This is a genomic window from Nocardia sichangensis (assembly GCF_047200615.1).
GTDB lineage: Bacteria > Actinomycetota > Actinomycetes > Mycobacteriales > Mycobacteriaceae > Nocardia > Nocardia sichangensis.
This window is the reverse complement of record NZ_JBJZOK010000014.1, coordinates 166,428-184,516: the sequence shown is the minus strand read 5'-3', so window position 1 is coordinate 184,516 and position 18,089 is coordinate 166,428. Positions and strand designations below refer to the sequence as shown.

The following is an 18,089-nucleotide window of genomic DNA, read 5'->3' as shown; positions in this document are numbered from 1 at the left end:
CCCGACGTTACCGGAACCCCACCACCACCCGGCGACAACCGCGCTAGGCCGGATCCTCCCCGACACAGGTCTCCGCCGCATCGATGTGGACACAGGGAACCGGAGCCCGCGTCGGCCGATAATCCGGCGCCACACCACCCGCGCGGATCAGCCGGGCATACGCGTCGACCCCATCGGTCGGGCGGCGCGCCAACGTCGGATCGGTCAGCACATCGACCGTATAGAGCCCGAACCGCGGCGCATAGGAACCCCACTCATAGTTGTCCGTCAGACTCCAATAGTTGTAGCCGACCACATTCATCCCATCGGCCTTCGCCCGCTGCAACCAATACACCGTGTCCCGCAGATGATCGGCGCGGGTATACCCATCCGGGCGCACCTGCCCGTTCTCCGTCGGAAGCCCGTTCTCCACCACATACAGCGGCCGCCCCGGAAACTGCCGCGCGTAATGCCGCAACGCGTAGTAGATACCCTCCGGATGCACCGGCAGCTCCCACATCGGCGGACCCCCCTCCACACCGCCCTGCGCCGCCTCCCCGGTCTGCGGCAACGGAGCGAAGTAATAGTCCAGACCGATGAAGTCCAACTTCGCCGAAATCCTATCCACGATCGGCTGATTCACCTCCGTCTCCGCACCCGCCACATACCCCAGATTGCTGGTCACCTGAGCACCCGACCGATAACCGTGGATGACGTCGTAGATCTCGTTGTGCGCCTGCGCGATCCGATCCAGCATCACCGGCGCCTCATCGACACCGATCCCGCCCGTACGCAACTCGGTGCCGACATACGCCACAGGCTCGTTGAACGTCACCCACAGCGGATCACGCGAGGCATACCGCTGCACCACCTTGCGCATGTTCGCCAGCCAATCCTCCACCATGCCCGGATCGCGCCACCCGCCCCGATCCACCGCCCACCCCGGATACACCCAGTGATCCAACGTCAGCATCGGCCGCATCCCCGCCGCGACGATCCGGGCGATCACATCGTCGTAGAACCCGAACGCCGCCTCATCCCAGGCATGCGGCGCCGGCTGCAACCGCGCCCACTCGATACCCACCCGATACACCCGCACACCCAGCCGCGCCGCCAGATCGATATCGGTGAGATAGCGGCGAGCGAAGTCCACCGAATCCAGATACGGATCCGCCGTCCCACCCGACGCGATGAAACGCGACCAGTTGCTGTCCGGCGCATGACCCTCGGACTGAAACCCCGACGACGCCACGCCCCACAAGAAATCCCTACCGAACGCGGGCAACTCCCGGCCCGGCTGAGCAGCGGAAACCCCCGAAGCCATCAGCATCGCCGCAGCGGCCGACAACGCGGCGAACCCGCGCCGGTGAGTGCGTGTACGCATCGCCGTAGCGTAACTGTGAGATTGCTGGCGACCGGGGGAAGAACTCGCGTGTCGTAGATCCCACAACCGTCACAATCCGGGCCGACCCCGACCCCGACCGCCGCGCCAACTCCACACCCACGGCGAACCATCCTCCGCCGCACTCGCCGACCTCGCGGTATTCGACCCGGCCGCAATAGTTCTCGCCGCCTCGGCTGCCGAAGGGCCGCCGCCCGGATCACCATGATCGACAGTCATAGCCCCATCCTCCCAGCGCGTCCCCAGGAAACGCCGCACAACATCACACAAGCGAATCAATTGACCGAGCGCATCCGCCGCCGATCGACCAGACTTGCCCAGGTGACCAGATACGCATTCGATGCCGACCGCGCCGCCCTCGTCGCCACCTGGGCGACCGGACGAGGCGACCTCGCCCAGACGGTGGCCACCCTGCCCCCGCAGGTGACCACGGACCAGGCAACCGATCTGGCGTCGAACCTCACCACCCTCTCGCGGTTCCAATGGCGCACCTACACCCACCCCGCCAGCGCCGCGGGCGACCCCGACGTCCCCAACAGCGAAGCATGGCGCCGCGCCGAAGAACGCCGCAACTTCAAAGAAGTCGAAGCCGGACTGCGCAATCCCCACCTGCCCACGGACGAAGGACTGCTCGTCTCCTACAGCGGCGTCGTCGAATCCGCCCACCGCATCGGCCGCACCCTGCACGACATCGACCACGCCGCCCTGCTCGAAACCGTCGCCGCCGAGGTACGCACCGAACAGGAAGCCATCGAATCCGCCGAACGCGGCGACCTCTCCGGCCGCGCCCGCCAAGCCGTCGAACTGTCCCGCCCCGACGTATCCCCGGCCCAGGTCCACGCCGCCGACGCACTCCTGCGCAACGACCCACTCGGCAGCATCGAACTGTTCACCGAACTCGACCCCGCCTCCGCCTCCGTCGCCGCGGCACACTGGCTCTACGCCGCCGCCGAAGTCGCAGGCGAGGCCGCGAACGTAGCCACCACCGATGTCGTCGCCGAAGCCGACGACATCGAAGCACTCCAAGTCGAGACACCCACCCTCGTCCTCGAACGACTCGCCGCAGGCGACACCCCGACCGAAGTCGTCCTCGACCTGATCGCCGAAGCGATGGCAGTCCACGAAGGCCGCGTCCCGGCCCCCTGGAGCCTCGTCGCCCGCGTCGCCGACATCGAAGCCCAAGCCCACCGATTCGGCGTCGACGCCGACACCCGCGAAGCAATGCTCACCAGCTTCCGCATCAGCCGACTCGACCCCGCCCGCCCCGCTCTCGACCTCTTGGAAGACCTCCTCGACGGTATCCGCGGCTGCCTGCTGCTCTACGCCGCCCACACCGAGCACGACGACGCCGAAACCGAAAGCCGCTTCGCCGAAGACGTGCGCCTCGAAGCCGACGCCGACCCCGAAGACCTTCTCTGAACGCCGCGGCGGGGCACGGCCACGCCCTGCCCCGCCGGGAGTTCAGCGAGAAACTTCATCGGACCCGGCCGATTCCGAGGCCAACCAGGTACGCAACGCGCGGTAGACCGCCGCGTGATTGAGCAACGTGAAGTGATGCGCCGACGCGACATGCATACCCTTGTCGACATCGAACCCGATGCGCCGGCTCCGAGCCCGGCCCGAGCCACTCGGTGTGAGAACCAGACCGTCACCGATCACACGCCCCAGCGGATGCCGCGAATTCCGCGTGACCGTGGCGGTAACGAAATAATGCTCCGCGTCCCGCAGCAGCGGAACCTCCCGAACCACCCGGCGACGCAGCGCGTCGGCGTCCAGATCACGCCAATCCTCGTCCACCAGCGAGCCGTCCCGAAGGTCCCGGATACCCGCGCTGCGGCGACGCAACAGCCGCCCGAACGGACGAGTTTCCGGAAACCGCACCAGCGCCGCCGACGCGTAATGCACCAACTGCTCCAGCGGCGCGCCCATATGCGGTGAACCCAGGCACACCACGTGGCGCACCCGCCGCACCCACGGCACCCCGGCTCCACTCGCCACAAAGCACGCACCCCGGGCGACCAACCCACCCATCGAATGACCTACCAGCGACACCCGCTCGATCGGCACCGGCCACCCGTCGACCAAGCCCTGCATCAGCTCGCTGAACTGCGCCGCGTTCTCCGAGATATGCAGACCGGTGTTGTACCGGACCTGCAACGACGTGCATCCCGTATCGGACTCCAGACGCTCGGCATAGGTCGGTCCGCCGCCCAAACCCCACGCGTGCTCGGTTTCCACCAAGCCGTGCAAGAACACCACGACGTGCGCGGCGGGCCGTTGAACGCGCGCACCGACGAGCTCCGCGGGCACGGGAGCGCCGTCGATCCGGAACGTCATCGGCCCGGCCAGAATCGGCCGCGTCCGTTCGAGATCATCACCGATCAAACCCTGCAGCGCGGCCAGCAATCCCGAGCCGTACACCGTGCGTGACGGTGCGACGCCGGGCAGATCCGCTGCCCGTTCCGCGACCATGCCCGCCGCCACCGCGGATCCACCGACCACGCGGTAGACGCTCTCCGCGATCGCATCGTGCATCAACTCGACCGGAGCCGCCGCAGGCCCCACGCCCCACCGCACCGCCGCGAACACGCGCTGCGCGATCGCCCGGTGCACGGCCGCGATCCCGTCGACCGCACCGCCGAGTTCGTCACCGGCCAGCCGGGCCAGCGCCCTGACCTCCGCTTGCCGCTGGGTCACATCCTCCGTCACAAGCTCAGTGTACAAGTGTGCACTGAAAAGTGAACCCTACGGCACCCGCGACACGGCCACCGCCGCCTCGGTGAGACTGCCCAGATACAGCACGCCGTCCTGCTCGACCACGCCGGTCACCATCGAATAGTCGGTGCCCTCGACCTGAAGGTCGTGCACGACGTTGCCGTCGAAATCGACCGCCAGCACCCACACCGTCCGCGCAGGCTTCGGCTGCACCCACTTCGGCAGCGTCCACACGATGCGCCGCAGAATGCCAGGCAGCGGAAGCAGGCGATCCAGCAACGGATTACGCGGCGAAGGAAGCGTGATCCAGATCAGGCCGTCGCTGCCGAGGCCGAGGTTGTCCGGGAATCCGGGCAGATTCTCGATCAAACGTTCCTGCTTTCCCGCCTTCGGGCCGGTCAGCCAATAGCGCGTGAGACGGTAGCCGCCGGTCTCCGCGACGACCACGCTGGAGCGATCGGGTGCCAGGACCACGCCGTTGGCGAATTGCAGATCGTCGATGAGCGTCTCCACGTTGCCCGCGGGGTCCCGGCGGAACAGGCGACCCGTGCCGGAGTGCTCCAGGATGTCACCCATGTACTCGTCGAGCGAGTACCGGCGCGACGACGCCGAGAAGTAGATCGTGCCGTCGGCATCGCGCACCACATTGCTGGCGAACCGTAGTCGCTCGCCGTCGATTTCGTCGACCAGGACGTTCAGCCCGCCCTCGGCGTCCAGCTCCAGCAGTCCACGTTCGAAATCGCAGATCAGCACGCGCCCGTCGGCGTCGGCGTGCAGACCGAGCGGGCGGCCTCCAGTGTTCGCGAGTTCGCGGACGTCGCCGGTCGCCGGATCGATGCTGAGGACCGCACCGCCTTCGACGCCCGCGATGATCCTGCCGTCGGGGGAGAGGACGACATCTTCCGGGCCGGCACCCGGCAGCTCGAGGCGCCGGATGTCGGGAAGAGGTGGAGCACTACGAGTTTGATGCGCTCGTGCGGGGGAGCGCGGTGGTGTCCAGCGTTGCGGCTGCATGGTCGAGGCGAGCATGGCATCAGGGTAGCCGGGGGAGTGCGGAGGTCTCCGAGAAACGGTGCGCGGTCGGGGACCGCTTATGGGCGGAGGCGGAGGTGCCAAGGACGGATGCGTACGGACTGCGCGTAGAAACATGTTGATACGTAGATATGCGCATCTACGAATTCCTCATCATTCCAGCCCGCCTCACTCAACCCGAACAGACCAAAGCAGCATTGAAGGGGGAGGGGAGCGCGCGAGATCGGCGACGACTACGCGGAGCGGAACGGGCGGCCTCTCACGCTGCTGCCCAGGCCGCCTGTCGCGGCAATCGCGCCGCCGGGAGCGCGGCGGCCTGGGCAGCGGCATCGAGACGTCAGGGCTGGTGGGTGATGGTGTACCAGAGAATTGCCAGGGTACCGACCGTGAAAAGCGGTGCGATGATAAAGGTTTCGACTTTGTTCCCGGTGCGCTCGATGACGGGAAGGCTGACTCGTAGGCCGAAGGGCCAGAACAGGCGGCAGCCGCGCTCGGTGAGGCAGTCGCCGAGCAGGTGGGCCAGTGCGCCGAGTCCGACCGCGAACGGCAGCCAGACCGGCTTGTCGGCGATCCAATGTTCCATGGCGAACGTGCCCGCGGAGGCGAGCACGACGATCGGTCCCCATGCCTTGAAGTTGTTGCCGGACGGGCACAGATGCAGTGCGCGCACAGCCAGGGCGAGGAGGAAGAAAACCAGGCTCAGGGTGAACCAGTGCCCGAGCCAGTGCTCGCCGGCCCACGTGCCGCAGGCGGCGGCCGCGACGAAGGCCAGGGAGTGCGTGGCGCCGCGATGGCCGCCGGAGGCCCAGGAGATGAGCTTGCATGCGGTGTGCGTGATCGGACCCAAAGTGTGCGAGATGGTCCCGTCGGGGTGGTCCGCGTCTGGCAGCAGTGCGGCCCCGGCCGTGAGAAAGACGCCGAGCAGCAGATCGACGGTACCGAGATGTCCCGTCGCATCCTGGAGAGCCGGAAACGTCAAGATCGTGACCGGCAGCGTCGCCGCTGCCGCCGACCAGGCCAACGCGCCACTGGTCGCATGTGAATGTCCAAGCACGATTCGAACGTTAGTTCAGCTTGCTATCGGTTCGCGAATGCCGCTGTGCGAGGTCGGAAGTCGTGCGGGAAGCGTGTCCGGCGTTCGGGCTTGCGCGGAAATGAGGTAGGGGAGTGCTGGTAAGAGTCGTGGCGATGCGTAAAACGTTCTGTAGGTGGACAATCCGGTTCAGCGCGGGATGCGGGCGTGAGAACCGTTCATGCATACCTCGCGACATCATGAGCGTCGCTTGAAGCGATCCGTGGTGCGCGTGCATTAGCGCGTGAAGGAAAAAAATTGCGATACGTTCCTTTGCGTATATATGCATGATTCCCCCCTACCGTCGAAGTTCCGACCCAGCCGGACTCAAACCAAAGCAGCATCGAGGCCCGGAGATCAGGCGTGATGTGAATTCAGTTCTAGAGGACGTCGCCGATGGCAACAGTCGCTGCGGCCATGATCCGGCGCGCGAGGTCGGATCCGTCGACCGGGCCGGTGGTGTCGACGGCGACGACCGGCGTGAGCGCGAGCGGTTCGGCCAGGCGCGCCCAGTGGTCCCAGTCGTGCGCGAGGTGCGCGTCGTCGTGGTACAGGGCGGCACGTGTACGGCCGCGGTATCGGTCGCGGGCGAGCTCCGGCGGAACCGAGCACCAGACCTCCACTGCTCGCGTCGCGCCCGACTTCACGATGCCGTTGGCGGCGTAGCGCGCATCTCGGGGTTTGAACCACCACGAGTCGATCAGCGCGACACCGGGAAGCGCGGCGGCCAGCGCCCAGGCGGCCTCTGTCGCGATCGCCCCGATATTCGGTAGTACCGCGGTGTGATCGAGCCCTGAGCCCAGCGCCTCTTTGATGGCGTCCCGCGTGATCAAGTGCGCACCGAGTTCGAGCGCCAGCGCCGGAGCCAAGGTGGACTTCCCGGAGCCTGGTAGTCCGTTGACGAGAACGAGTAGTTCGCAGATGGCGACGAACCTCCGGGGCGATCGAGAAGAACAAGTCGGCGGGCCTGATTCTCGTTGCGCAGCGCCATGACCGGCAAGCCGGAAGGGGGCGTGTTCGGCCAGTGAACCTATCGCCGATGGTTCCCAGACCTGGGGATCTCACTTCGCACTCCGCGCATACGCTGCATCGCATAGCGCTAGATGATCGATAGCTATATCTCGATCCGGACGTCTGGACGGAGCGTGGCAAATGTCTGGTTTCGATCAGATCGGCTCAACCAGTGGTAGGCCCTGCGGAGGAGGTTGTGGTGGGTGAGGGGCGCGGAGTTCATCTGTGCGGCAGTGTGCCGTTGGCGGATGCGGAAACAGTCTTCACCGAGGCGGCGCGGCGAATCGGCAAGCACTTGAAGCGCATTCCGGATGGGGAGACCGGAGTTCGGGACAACTGGGTAGTGTGGCAGTTGCCCAAGATGCAGGCGCATCCGGACCTGGAAACCATTCCGCCGCCGAGCCCCGAGTACGGGCCGAGCGAGCGGGTGCGGCCCAAGCCCGGCGTGGACGCGGCGTCGATCGACTTCGGTCCCTTGGGTTACGCGGAGGCGGCGCTGGAATCCTGGCGAGTCTTCCACCGGCTGCGTGAGGACGGGACGATCCCCGCGGGCATTCGGTTCCAGGTGAGCTTGCCAACGCCTATCGCGGTGATCGGTGCGTTCGTCGCGGGTCCGCAGGGCGAGTTGGAGCGCAGGTACGAGGCGCGGCTGCTCGACGAACTCGCCGTCATCCTCGGCACGATCCCGGCGGAAGATCTTGCGGTGCAGTGGGATGCCGCGGTCGAGTTCGCGATCTTCGAGGGCGTCTTCCCGTCGTGGTTCGGCTCCGACTACCCGACGCAGCTCGAGGAAGTGGGGCGGCGGCTCGTTCGGTTGGGCGGTGCTGTGCCCGAGTCGGTAGATCTTGGTTATCACCTCTGCTATGGCGATTTCGGTCACCGGCACTTCGCCGAACCCGCCGATACCGGCAAGCTGGCTGCGGTCGCCGGCCGTATCCTGGGCGGGCTGGAGCGGCGGGTCGACTGGATTCACCTGCCGGTTCCGCGCTCGCGTACCGATGCCGACTATTTCAAGCCTCTCGCCGATCTTGTTTTGCCATCTGGAACGGACTTGCACCTCGGGCTGGTGCACGCGACCGACGGCCGTGCCGGCGCGCTGGCACGGATCGAAGCTGCCCGCTCGGTGGTCGGCGAGTTCGGCATCGCCACCGAGTGCGGTATGGGCCGCCGTCCGGCCGGTCAGATTTCCACGTTGCTGGATCTGCACGCGGAACTCGCGGACTTGCTGGCTTGAATCCGCCTCCTCGACGCCGGGTCATATTTCGGGGTTGGGCCCGGCGCCGAGCCGCGAACCGGCGCGGACACCGACCACGACCACATCGTCGTAACGCACGGCTACGCGCTGGCCTTCGTCATCACCACGTGGATGATGCTGCCGGTGGAGGGTGGCGGTTTCGTGCCGTTCGCAACCGCGCGATCCTCAGCCTCGCCGATACGTCTCACTTGGATGCGCCGGGAGATGAGGCTTCTTCGAACCGGAGGGGCGGTTACCAGTCCTCTAGTTGACATAATGTTGATTATCGGCGGAAATCCGGCGTGGGTGGGCGGTTGCGGTAATGCATGTTATGTCCCTGCCGGCGTACGTGTTTCGCGGTTTGGCGCGCTTGGCTGGATCGGCCGACCCGGCGCTCGAGCGGTGATATCGCCGCGCCGCGGGTCTTCCTCGACGCTTTGTCTATGGTGTAAATATTTCGGTTTCCCTAGGCCTTATTGGTAAATCTTTAATTCTTCCTAGATCTGGCTTGATGGCCTGGTTTCGGATTCGGATCGAACCGTCACAGTGACGTTCGGTTCCTGAAATCCCCCCGCCCCGAGGTTCTACTGGACCATCACTACACAGCGGAGTTCCGAGGTGTAGCGGTGGCCGTCGCGGGTGAGCCAGAGGTCGCTGGGGCCGGGCAGCATCTCGGATACCTGCACTGTGTCATCCTCGGTCATGGTTCGGCACAATTTGGCGAACTGTCTGGTCAGCAGCGGTGAGGACCAGTCCACATAGATCGGCTTGGGCTCGGAACTGAATTTCGCGAAGCAGTGGTCCGGAAATCCCATGCGCTGTTTTACTTCGATCAACGCGATATAGTCCGCCGCATCTCGGGAGATGGTGCGTCGGTTGAGCGTCATGGGCCGCAGCACCGGCGCTCGCAGCAGCCATCGCCGCCTGCTGAGTACCGTGTTGCCGCAGCGGAGACGCGGGATGTAGTCGACGTCGATGCCGTCGAACAAACCCCCGCCCCGTGAGCGTGGGAACGAGAACGCGGCGGTGGGATCGTGCGCGACCGTGCCGGACCGTGAAATTCCCGCCGTCAGTCGGATCGGGCCGGGAATTCGCGGTGAATGAAGAGAGATTCGGCTGTCGTCGGCAACGACGAACAGCTCGCTCGCCAGGATGACATGGGCGCGGTCCTTCGGTGAGCGTCCCGTCAGCTCCAGGTGCGGTAGTTCGAAGTCATATTGCGACGACGTCTTCGATTCGTGTCGTCGCACGACATCCACCAGAGTTTCGCCGGGTGCCAGCACCGCTCGGTAGGCACGAGTGAGTTCCTGACGCAATCCAGGAGTCGACTCGTCGTTCAGGAATGCGGCAAACCCACCGTGGGAGATGACGTCACGCAGTACGTGACAGTCCCCGACCACCCCGTAGAACCGCCGTTCAGCGATGGCGTCGACACTGTCGGCGCCGATCATGACGTCCGGATTGCATACCGCCGGAATCCCTTTGGGCTGCTGATCGAGGAATGCCCAGATGTCGCGCGCGGAGACGTCGACCTCCGGTGATTCGCTGTCCCACGCGTCCAGGCACAGTGCGAGCAACTCCCCCTCGGCCTGACGTGCTGAGCGGTCCACGTTCGCTACGCGGGCAGCGATCTCGGGCCGAGCGTCGATGAACCGCTCCAGTAGGTCACCCATCGGGACAGGCTGGTCACGTCCGAAGGTGTCGATAACCCATGCTCGTAGAATTTCGCGCTCGCCGGCGAATCTGATCCGTGGCCCGAGAAGCATCATCTGGTAAAGGATTCGAAGATCGTCCACGACGTAGCTGCGCAGGGTCGAGCCGATCCGCAACTGTTGCATCGGCGCTGTAGCGTCCTCGAAGATCAGGGCGCGGTCGGCGTAATGGCGCCCACTGCCTCGGTCCGCCGGAAGGCCGGTGCGCTCGTGGAATTCGCGTTTGAGTCGGTGCAGCAGATCTACGCGCTCGGTTGAAGGAGCGGATTCGAAGGAGCGCAAGGTGTCGCGGAACCGGTCCACGATCGGCGGGCCTGTGTGCGTGTACCGGATCGTCCGGTCGAGCGCGGCGAAGGCATCGGCCTCGCCTGCGGGGAGTTCGACTTCGCCGACGACAGCCTTCGCCTCGATGAGGTTCTGCAGGACGATTTCGGCAGCAGTGACGCCCGCGGAGTCGAGTTCGGCAACGATCTGCGCTGTCGTCTTTCGCCCGTCGACCAAGGACAGCGCCAGGCGGTCTTCCTGGCTCAACGGCATGGTGCGTTCGACCTGTAAGTCGGACAGCGAGGACGCGTCGTTTCCGAAGGAGTACACCGTGAGCCCTTTGGCGTCCACGAATGCCAAGGGGGCCGGTCGTGGGACGAGTGTGGCCGAGTTCGAAGTGAGTATCGACTGTGCGAGCGCTCTCGCCGCCCAGTGCGAGAGGAACGTTCGCCGCCGCAGCGTCCCTGGTTGCCAGTCGATGCCTGTGATCGTGTTCGTCATAGTTCCGATGGCGAAGGGGCCGAAGTGCGAGCTCGTATCGTTCTTGGCCGCGATTCGCTGGAGATACATCGTCAGCACGTCGGTCATCCTGCGTGTCCGCGACGCCGATGGATTCGGGCACGTCATCCAGGCGACGAATTCCGGGTAGAGCGCGCCGTTCGACAGCAGGATCACCTGTTGGAGATCTTCATCGGTGAACAGTCGTCGTACGGCGTCGCGTGTGCGCGTGAGCTGATTTGCGAGGCTGTTTTCGAGACGTGCCAGCGACAGCTCCAGATCGCCGACGAGGAGGTTGTAGTCGCTGATCAGGGCGTTGGTGCGGGTACTCGCTGGGTGGTTGGGCGCCACTCTTCTACGGAGTCCGACGTTGTGCGCGGCCCGGTTTCCGGCCGATGACGTGCCGTTGACGTCGGCGCGGATCGCCTTGACGACGTCGGACACTCTGCTGCTCACCCGCTCCCACGTCCGGAGTACCGCTTCGGCTTCGGCGAGCGTGTCCGGTGCGGCGACCGAACGCAGCAGTGAGTGCGGGTATCCGGCCATGCGCAGGACGACGGTATCGAGCATTGTCGAATCGTTCGACACGACCACCATAAATGTCTCCAAGCCTCGGATTTCAGGTCGACGGGCCTTACGGCTCCGGGACGTCGGTGCGGTAGGCGCGGGATGAGATGACTACGGCAGCCAGGCCGACGGTCAGCAGCGCGGCGGCGACGAAGACGATGCCGAGTCCGGCACCCGCCGCGATGACTCCCGCCAGTGTCGAACCGACGGGCCGCAGAGCCATCGAGGCGAACTGCGAGAGACCTTGCACGCGTCCCTGCAGTTCCAGGGAAATGTCGGTTTGCAGACGGCTGTCACAGAGGATCGAGCTGGTCATTATTCCCACGCCGGCGAGAAACCCGCTTGCGAGCAGCGTGGGTACGGATCGTGCCAGTGCGCCCATCGATTGGCCGGCGGCTAAGCAGATCAGTGCCAGGACGATGACGCCGGTCGACGCGCTGACGCGGCTGCCGACCCTGCTCGAGGTGACGATTCCGACTGCCACCATGCCTGCCTGGAAGGCCGATTGCGCCCCGGCATAAGCCCACACGCCACCGCTCGCGCGCCCGATGTGTTCGGCTGTGATCGGAACCGCGAGGGTGTACATGGACAGCGCTGCGTTGGCGATCGCGACCACTGCGACGCTGGTTCGTGCCGATGGTGAGTTCATCAGCACTGCGAGTCCTGCCCGCAGTGTCGTCGGTTGATCGGGGGTTCTCTTCGCCGATGCGGGCATTGTTCTGCGCAGGGCGACGACGATTGCCCCGGAGACGACGAACGACAGGATCTCGGCGATCAGCACGCCTTCCAGGCCGAAGGCCGCGACAATGAGGCCGCCGATCGACGGTCCGCCGAGCAACGCCACCTTTCTGACAGTGCCGAATGCGCCGTTGGCCCGCACCAAGTCGCCTCGATCGACCAATCTGGGAATCAGTGACAGGCCGGCCGGCCTTGCCAGGCCCGAGCCGAGTGCTGCCAGGAAACTCGCAAGTGCCAGCATCAGGATGTCCACCGAGCCGACGATCCACATGGTCGCCAGCGGCACACACAGGACGACGGCACGCCAGATGTCCGCGCCGGCGAGCAATTTCAGTACATCGCCGCGGTCGATGAGCACGCCTGCCCATGGCAGTGTGAGGAGCGTGCCGAGCGGCGCGGCCATCAGCACGAGCCCCAGGGCTGTCGGCGAATGGCTTCGCTCGACCACCCACCACGTCACCCCGACGAACAGGACGCCGTCGCCGACGGACGACAAGCCGTATCCGACGAGGAAGGGGACGAACCCTCCCGCCCACACGCCGGCGCGACGACTCATCACGGCCCATCCTTTCCGCGCTCGCGGACGCTGCCGCGATGGTCGGTCCCCTGTTCGCGGCGCACTCGACACCGGTAGGTTCTGCCACACCGAACGCCGTGCTGGTCATGGGCTGCACCCGTGGGTCGATGCGGCCCTCTCATCCTTGGTCAGGGCATGGGATGTCGACGGCGCTCTTCAGCAGGCCGTCTCGGATCCGTTTTGCGCGCAATGACAGCAGGCTGAACGATCCGGCGTCGCCGATGCCGTGTGTCGACTCACACAAACCGTTGAGGAAGATCGGCGGCGTTTCGGGGCGGATCGCGCGCAGGCTGTAGTCGTCGTCGACCTCGAGGTAGCCGTCCGAGTCGAAGCGGAAGTTCTCGATGACGTGGGCCAGCAACGGCGGGTACGGTTCCTGATGTTCTCCGGGGCCCAGGTCACGGAATCCGGTGGCGAGCACGACGAGATCGACCTCGTCGTGGCGTGTCGTTCCACGGTGACGATCGCGGATACTCAGCCGCACCCCCTCCCCTGTGGCCTTGACCGCGTAGATCTCGCTGTCCCCTTCGACGAACACACGCTGAGTTCCATCGAGACGCTGCTCGTAGATCAGGTTGTAGAGGTCGTGCAGAATGTCCGCGTCACTGGATGAGTAGTTGGTTGGACGCATGTACGCGTCGAGGATCCGCTTGCCGTCGCGGCTTGCCCGATAGTAGTAGTCGGTGAACTCGGGGAAGTACCCCTCCTCGCTGAAGGGGCTGGTGTCTTTGAGTCTCAGCGAATGCGCGCGGGCATATTGCGAGACGCGGGCGGCGGGGAACCTGCGTGCGAGGTCCAACACGATTTCCACGCCGCTCTGGCTTCCACCCACCACGGCGATGCGGGTCGGCGGCGAGTCCAATTCCGCGATTCGGTAGAGGTACTCGGTCAGGTGAAGGATGGTTTTCGTGGTCGGGCCGTCGAAGACGGATGGCACGTAGGGGGTTCTGCCAGTGGCCAGGACCAGTGTTCGTGCGGCGTATTCTGTGCCATCGGATGTGGCTGTGACATAGACGGGCGCGCCGCGGTGTCGGTCCAGTTCGATAGCGGTGGCGTCGGCGCCGAAGGTCACGCAGTCGCTGAATTGTCTTGTCGCCCAGCCGATGTAGTGGGAGTACTCCTTACGCAGCGGGTATTCTGCGGGAAGGTTGAGATGCTCGACCAGTCGGTTGCTCTCGAACAGGTAGTTGAGGAAGCTGTATCTGCTTCTCGGGTTGCGGAGAGTGACGAGGTCTCTGGAGGGGTGATTCTGAATGTTGGATCCATCCAGCAGCATTCCGCCCTGCCACGTCGGATCGTTGCGTGCTTCGATGAAGTGAGCGCGAAGGGGTGAGGAGTCCTCCCTTATCGCGATCGCCAGCGACAGGTTCGCTGGTCCGAAGCCGACACCGAGTACGTCGTAGCCGCTCGCGTCCATCTTTCTCCTCACTTCTCGGGTTGCAGGCGTTGGCTCTGGAGCAAGCCGTACACGTCGTTCCATCGCGTGACGTGCTCGATCAAACCGGCATCGGTGACCAGCTGTTGCTGGGCCTCCCAGTCGGGCGTATCCGGTGGCTGCACCCCGACACTGGCCAGTACCCGCCGATAGAACGGGTCGTCGGAGGTTCTCTTTTCGCTCATGAGTGCGCCGACCTCCGGTGTGCACAGTTGCAGGCCCGGCTGCGCCCGCCAGCGGTGCAATCCCGGTACTTGCGGCAGGTCGAGGGCACTGAGCAGAGTCGATGCGACCATGACGGGATCAGTTCGCAGGTCGTCGGAATCGAGAACGACGTAGGGTATGCCCTCGCATCCGCAGATTTCGACCTGCCGGGCGAGCGCATCCCACCCGCTTTCCCATGGCTCGAACGTGTTGCGCCCGTATAGTTCGTGCACGATGCGCAGTCGTGACGTCGTCGTGAGGAGGGGGTTGCGGATGACGAACAACACTGGCGAGGTGGCGAGCCGGGCGAGGAAAAGGAACTGATCCTCGTCGAGCTGGAAACTCATCTCCTTCGCCAGCAGTCCACCTCCGCCGTCGGGCAGCGCGGCGCGTTCACCGGTGGCCACGATCATGGGTGATCGGAAATTTCGCTCGACGCTGTCGACGTCGGCCGTTCCCCAATAGAAGGCCTCGAACGGCTCGTGGCTATGGTGCGTGACGGCCGGATGCTCCCATAGCAGCCGCGCCACCGGTGTCGAGCCGACCCGCGGCGGGGACACCAGCGTGATGCGGCGGTCATACGCCTTCGCCAGTGCGTCGTGCAGATCGGTGAGTGGCGTGTTCATGGGCGCCACGCTGTGGGCTGGCGCGGATCGGCTGTCGTGTGTATCGCCGCGTCGAGGGCGGCATCGAAGATCGCCAGCGCGGTAGCCATGGTGTCGGAGGAGATGTTGAGCGGTGGCAGCATGCGCACCACGCTGCTGCGGCGGCCACCGATCTCGAGGATCAGACCGCGGCGCAGTGCCTCGGCCTGAACCGCGGCGGTGATCTCCGGCCAGGGTGTGCGGTTGGCGCGCCGAGCGAACTCGATCCCGATCATGAGGCCGGCTGCCCGCACGTCGGCGACGAATTCCGCACGGCCGGAGCAGACGCGTTCCAGGTGCTCGCGGGCTTGACGCCCGCGTGCGCGCACGTTGTCGAGCACATTGTCGCGTTGCATGACTTCGATGAAGGTGGTCGCGGCCGCGAAGGCGAGTTGGTTGCCGCGAAAGGTCCCGGTGTGCCCGCCCGGCTCCAGCTGATCAAGGCGTTCGTCGTAGAGCACCACCGATATCGGGATTCCGATGCCGGACAACATCTTCGACAGGACGACCACGTCGGGACGGATGTCGTAGTGCTCGAAACCGAACCACTGTCCGGTCCTGCCGCACCCGGTCTGTATCTCGTCGACGATCAGTGGGATGTCGAGGTCGCTCGTCACCTTGCGAACGCGACGCACGAAGTCGACGGTGGCGGGTATCGTGCCGCCCTCCCCCTGGATCAGCTCGAGCAGCACGGCAGCGGGCTTGGTCGTCCCGCGGTGGGTGTCCGACAGTGTCTGTTCGAGGTAGCGGACGCAGTTCGTCTCGCACGTGTCGGGGCTCAGCCCGAGCGGACAGCGGTAGCAATACGAGAAGGGGAAGAAGTGGACACCGGGCATCGTGTTGGCGATCTCGGCGCGTGGACTCGGATCGGCGGAGACCGCCATTCCCGCGTGTGACATGCCGTGGAAACCGCCGTGGAAGGCCAGTATCTCGCCGCGTCCGGTTGCCTTCTTGCAGAGCTTGATCGCCGCTTCCACCGCGTTGACCCCGGTCGGTCCGCAGCACAGGATTCGGGTGGTCTCGGCCAGTCCAGCGGGCAGGATGCCGAACAGTGCGGAGATGAACTCGTCTTTGGCGCGCGTCGGGAAGTCCAGCGCGTGTGTCAGCTGGGTAGCCTGATGCCACACCGTCTCGACGAGCTCGGGGTGAGCGTGCCCGAGCGCTATCGCGCCCGCGCCGGTGAGGAAATCGATGAAGACGTTGCCGTCCTCGTCCTCCACGAGACTGCCCTCGCCACGTCGGATGGCGATCGGCAGGCGGCGCGGATAGGACCGGGCGCGGGATTCCCGGGTCGCTTGCCGGCTCAGCAGCGCCCTGCTGCCCGGACCTGGAGGTGGGATCCGGACGAGGGGTCCCTGCAGACTTGTGTGGCCGATTGCGCTGTCGGCGGCCACCGTTTCCGCGCCATCGTGGAAGTACTGCTGCATCGCCGAACCCTCAGTGCCTGCGATCGACGTTGGTCAGCCAGAACTCCAGCTGCACCGTCAGTCGGGTGATCTTCCCGCCGGTGGAGACCGGCGAGACCGAGTGCCAGGACTTGTCCGTGGGCGGGAAGGCGAGCAGACAACCACCTTTCGGTGCGATACGGCGGACCGGATCGATCCGGGGATCGGGTGACACCCTGACCTCGTAGTGACCGCCCGCCTGGGACGGCCAGCTCGAGTTCAGATAAAGGATGGCGGTCAGCGCCTTGTTCGGCTTGTCCTTGTGGACGGAGATGTAGTCGTTGTCGTCATGGGTGTAGATGCCGATGTCCGTCGACAGGTCGCGAAGCTGCAGTGCGGTGCCGTGTTCCAGCCAGCGGATGAACTCCTCGCTGCGCAGGTCGTCGAGGAGTTCACGCCATGCCGGCGCCAGGTCGTCGACGGTCCCGTACGGGTTGTCGTCGCGGAAGAGGTACCGGAGGTTCATCGTGTACTGCTTCTCGTGGTTTCGATCGTGCACCTCGATTCGCTTGAACCCGTCTCTCGGGGCCGTCGACTCTAACAAATGCACATCATGTCGCGACAGCGCATTTTCCACCAGATGAAACTCGAATGGCTCGTTGGTCGTGGAAAAATCCTGGCTGGTATCGATGAGCATGGCAACCTCTCGCATTCGTTCGACAACGCCGACCCTGGCCCGGGGCTCGGGGGTAGAGCTGAATTCATCGAAGATGCGATCACCGTATGCCCCCCAGGCGGATCAAGGTCCGTGCCAACATGCTAATCGAGCGGATTTCACAGTCAATGGCTTGACTCGCGGTGCACGGGTAGGGCTATAGTTGCTCTCGGAGTCGGGATCTCGAACTCCCGGGGGCTGCCGAGTGGTTCGCATTGGGTGTGTCTGGGTTGGCTCGGCTCGGCGGACGCATAGGTTTGAAGGAGGGGAACCCTAGCGTGATTCGGACAGACATTGAACTGTCTCGCTACGACTCGCCTTTCGTTCACTATTCGGGGGACGGGCTGCTGTCGCGGGAGGACTTGGCCGTGCTCAACGCGGAACTGCCGGACAGATCCGTGTTCAGCAGGGAGATCAAGAGCGGCGAGCAGTGGCGTAAAGAATATCGAATGTGGCGATGCGAGCCCGCGAACGAGGGTGCGCGCACCGCAGTCGCCGACCGATTGCCGCGGCCGTGGTCCGACCTCGTGAACAGCGTATTGTCGCGACCGTTTCGAGAATGGTTGTCCGAGCAGACGCAGGTCGCCCTGCAGTCTTGTCCGCTGAGTGTCGGGCTGTACATTTTCGAGGACGGCGATTTCACGACAATCGATACCGGAAAGCTCGAAAAGGCGCTTACCTTCGGGCTCTATTTGAACGAAACCTGGCTGCCCGAGTTCGGAGGCGAATTCCAGGCTTTCGACCGCAAATCGCCCGACGTCGCACCGGTTCGCGAGACGGTGCCGGTGGGCGGTCGGTGTATAACCTTCACACCAACCGAATCCAGTTGGCACCGTATCGCAGGCGTCGATACCGGCGGGCGTTTCGAGCGATTGCTCATGATGTTGGAATTCTGGCGGAAGTAA

At 65.0% G+C, this 18,089-nt stretch carries 14 protein-coding genes; 3 read left to right on the top strand and 11 right to left on the bottom strand.

Annotated elements, in window-relative coordinates; genetic code table 11:
* Window positions 1-43 precede the first annotated feature (43 nt).
* On the bottom strand, window positions 44-1,363 hold the full coding sequence (locus tag ACL03I_RS20850) for a family 1 glycosylhydrolase (protein ID WP_412806763.1): 1,320 nt from the start codon (window positions 1,361-1,363) through the stop codon (window positions 44-46).
* 339 nt (window positions 1,364-1,702) lie between these two features.
* Here ACL03I_RS20850 and ACL03I_RS20845 point away from each other — a divergent pair, with 339 nt between their 5' ends.
* On the top strand, window positions 1,703-2,800 hold the full coding sequence (locus tag ACL03I_RS20845; RefSeq protein WP_355078027.1) for a hypothetical protein: 1,098 nt from the start codon (window positions 1,703-1,705) through the stop codon (window positions 2,798-2,800).
* 42 nt (window positions 2,801-2,842) lie between these two features.
* Here ACL03I_RS20845 and ACL03I_RS20840 read toward each other — a convergent pair whose 3' ends face one another.
* The 4 genes from ACL03I_RS20840 to ACL03I_RS20825 form a co-directional block, all read right to left on the bottom strand.
* On the bottom strand, window positions 2,843-4,090 hold the full coding sequence (locus ACL03I_RS20840) for an esterase/lipase family protein (protein WP_412806762.1): 1,248 nt from the start codon (window positions 4,088-4,090) through the stop codon (window positions 2,843-2,845).
* Between the two features lie 36 nt (window positions 4,091-4,126).
* Window positions 4,127-5,125: an SMP-30/gluconolactonase/LRE family protein gene (locus tag ACL03I_RS20835; protein ID WP_364435007.1), complete on the bottom strand. Its 999-nt coding sequence runs from the start codon at window positions 5,123-5,125 to the stop codon at window positions 4,127-4,129.
* Window positions 5,126-5,465: 340 nt separating this feature from the next.
* A complete protein-coding gene (locus ACL03I_RS20830) occupies window positions 5,466-6,182 on the bottom strand; it encodes a metal-dependent hydrolase (RefSeq protein ID WP_412806761.1) in 717 nt (238 codons plus the stop codon).
* A gap of 398 nt (window positions 6,183-6,580) precedes the next feature.
* Window positions 6,581-7,123 carry a P-loop nucleotide/nucleoside kinase family protein gene (locus tag ACL03I_RS20825; RefSeq protein WP_355078059.1) on the bottom strand — a complete coding sequence of 181 codons (543 nt, stop codon included), beginning with the start codon at window positions 7,121-7,123 and terminating at the stop codon, window positions 6,581-6,583.
* 287 nt (window positions 7,124-7,410) lie between these two features.
* Here ACL03I_RS20825 and ACL03I_RS20820 point away from each other — a divergent pair, with 287 nt between their 5' ends.
* Complete coding sequence (locus tag ACL03I_RS20820) at window positions 7,411-8,445, top strand: hypothetical protein (protein ID WP_364435011.1); 1,035 nt, start codon at window positions 7,411-7,413, stop codon at window positions 8,443-8,445.
* Between the two features lie 584 nt (window positions 8,446-9,029).
* Here the strand turns inward: ACL03I_RS20820 and ACL03I_RS20815 are convergent.
* From ACL03I_RS20815 to ACL03I_RS20790, 6 genes are all read right to left on the bottom strand, one after another.
* Window positions 9,030-11,489, bottom strand: coding sequence for a lantibiotic dehydratase (locus ACL03I_RS20815; protein ID WP_412806760.1), 2,460 nt, complete (start codon window positions 11,487-11,489; stop codon window positions 9,030-9,032).
* A 64-nt stretch (window positions 11,490-11,553) separates the two neighbouring features.
* Window positions 11,554-12,780 (bottom strand): MFS transporter, encoded by a 1,227-nt coding sequence (locus ACL03I_RS20810; protein WP_412806759.1) that lies wholly within the window; start codon window positions 12,778-12,780, stop codon window positions 11,554-11,556.
* A gap of 139 nt (window positions 12,781-12,919) precedes the next feature.
* The gene (locus tag ACL03I_RS20805) at window positions 12,920-14,281 is read right to left on the bottom strand and encodes a SidA/IucD/PvdA family monooxygenase (RefSeq protein ID WP_412806758.1); all 1,362 of its coding nucleotides are present in this window, start codon (window positions 14,279-14,281) and stop codon (window positions 12,920-12,922) included.
* The gene (locus ACL03I_RS20800; RefSeq protein ID WP_412806757.1) at window positions 14,227-15,066 is read right to left on the bottom strand and encodes a hypothetical protein; all 840 of its coding nucleotides are present in this window, start codon (window positions 15,064-15,066) and stop codon (window positions 14,227-14,229) included. The genes ACL03I_RS20805 and ACL03I_RS20800 overlap by 55 nt, the downstream gene beginning before the upstream one ends.
* Window positions 15,063-16,511, bottom strand: a complete 1,449-nt coding sequence (locus ACL03I_RS20795) for an aspartate aminotransferase family protein (RefSeq protein WP_412806756.1) — start codon at window positions 16,509-16,511, stop codon at window positions 15,063-15,065. Before ACL03I_RS20795 ends, ACL03I_RS20800 begins: the two co-directional genes overlap by 4 nt.
* A gap of 10 nt (window positions 16,512-16,521) precedes the next feature.
* Window positions 16,522-16,995, bottom strand: a complete 474-nt coding sequence (locus ACL03I_RS20790) for a 2OG-Fe(II) oxygenase (RefSeq protein WP_412806755.1) — start codon at window positions 16,993-16,995, stop codon at window positions 16,522-16,524.
* Window positions 16,996-17,462: 467 nt separating this feature from the next.
* Here ACL03I_RS20790 and ACL03I_RS20785 point away from each other — a divergent pair, with 467 nt between their 5' ends.
* Window positions 17,463-18,089, top strand: a complete 627-nt coding sequence (locus tag ACL03I_RS20785) for a 2OG-Fe(II) oxygenase (RefSeq protein WP_412806754.1) — start codon at window positions 17,463-17,465, stop codon at window positions 18,087-18,089.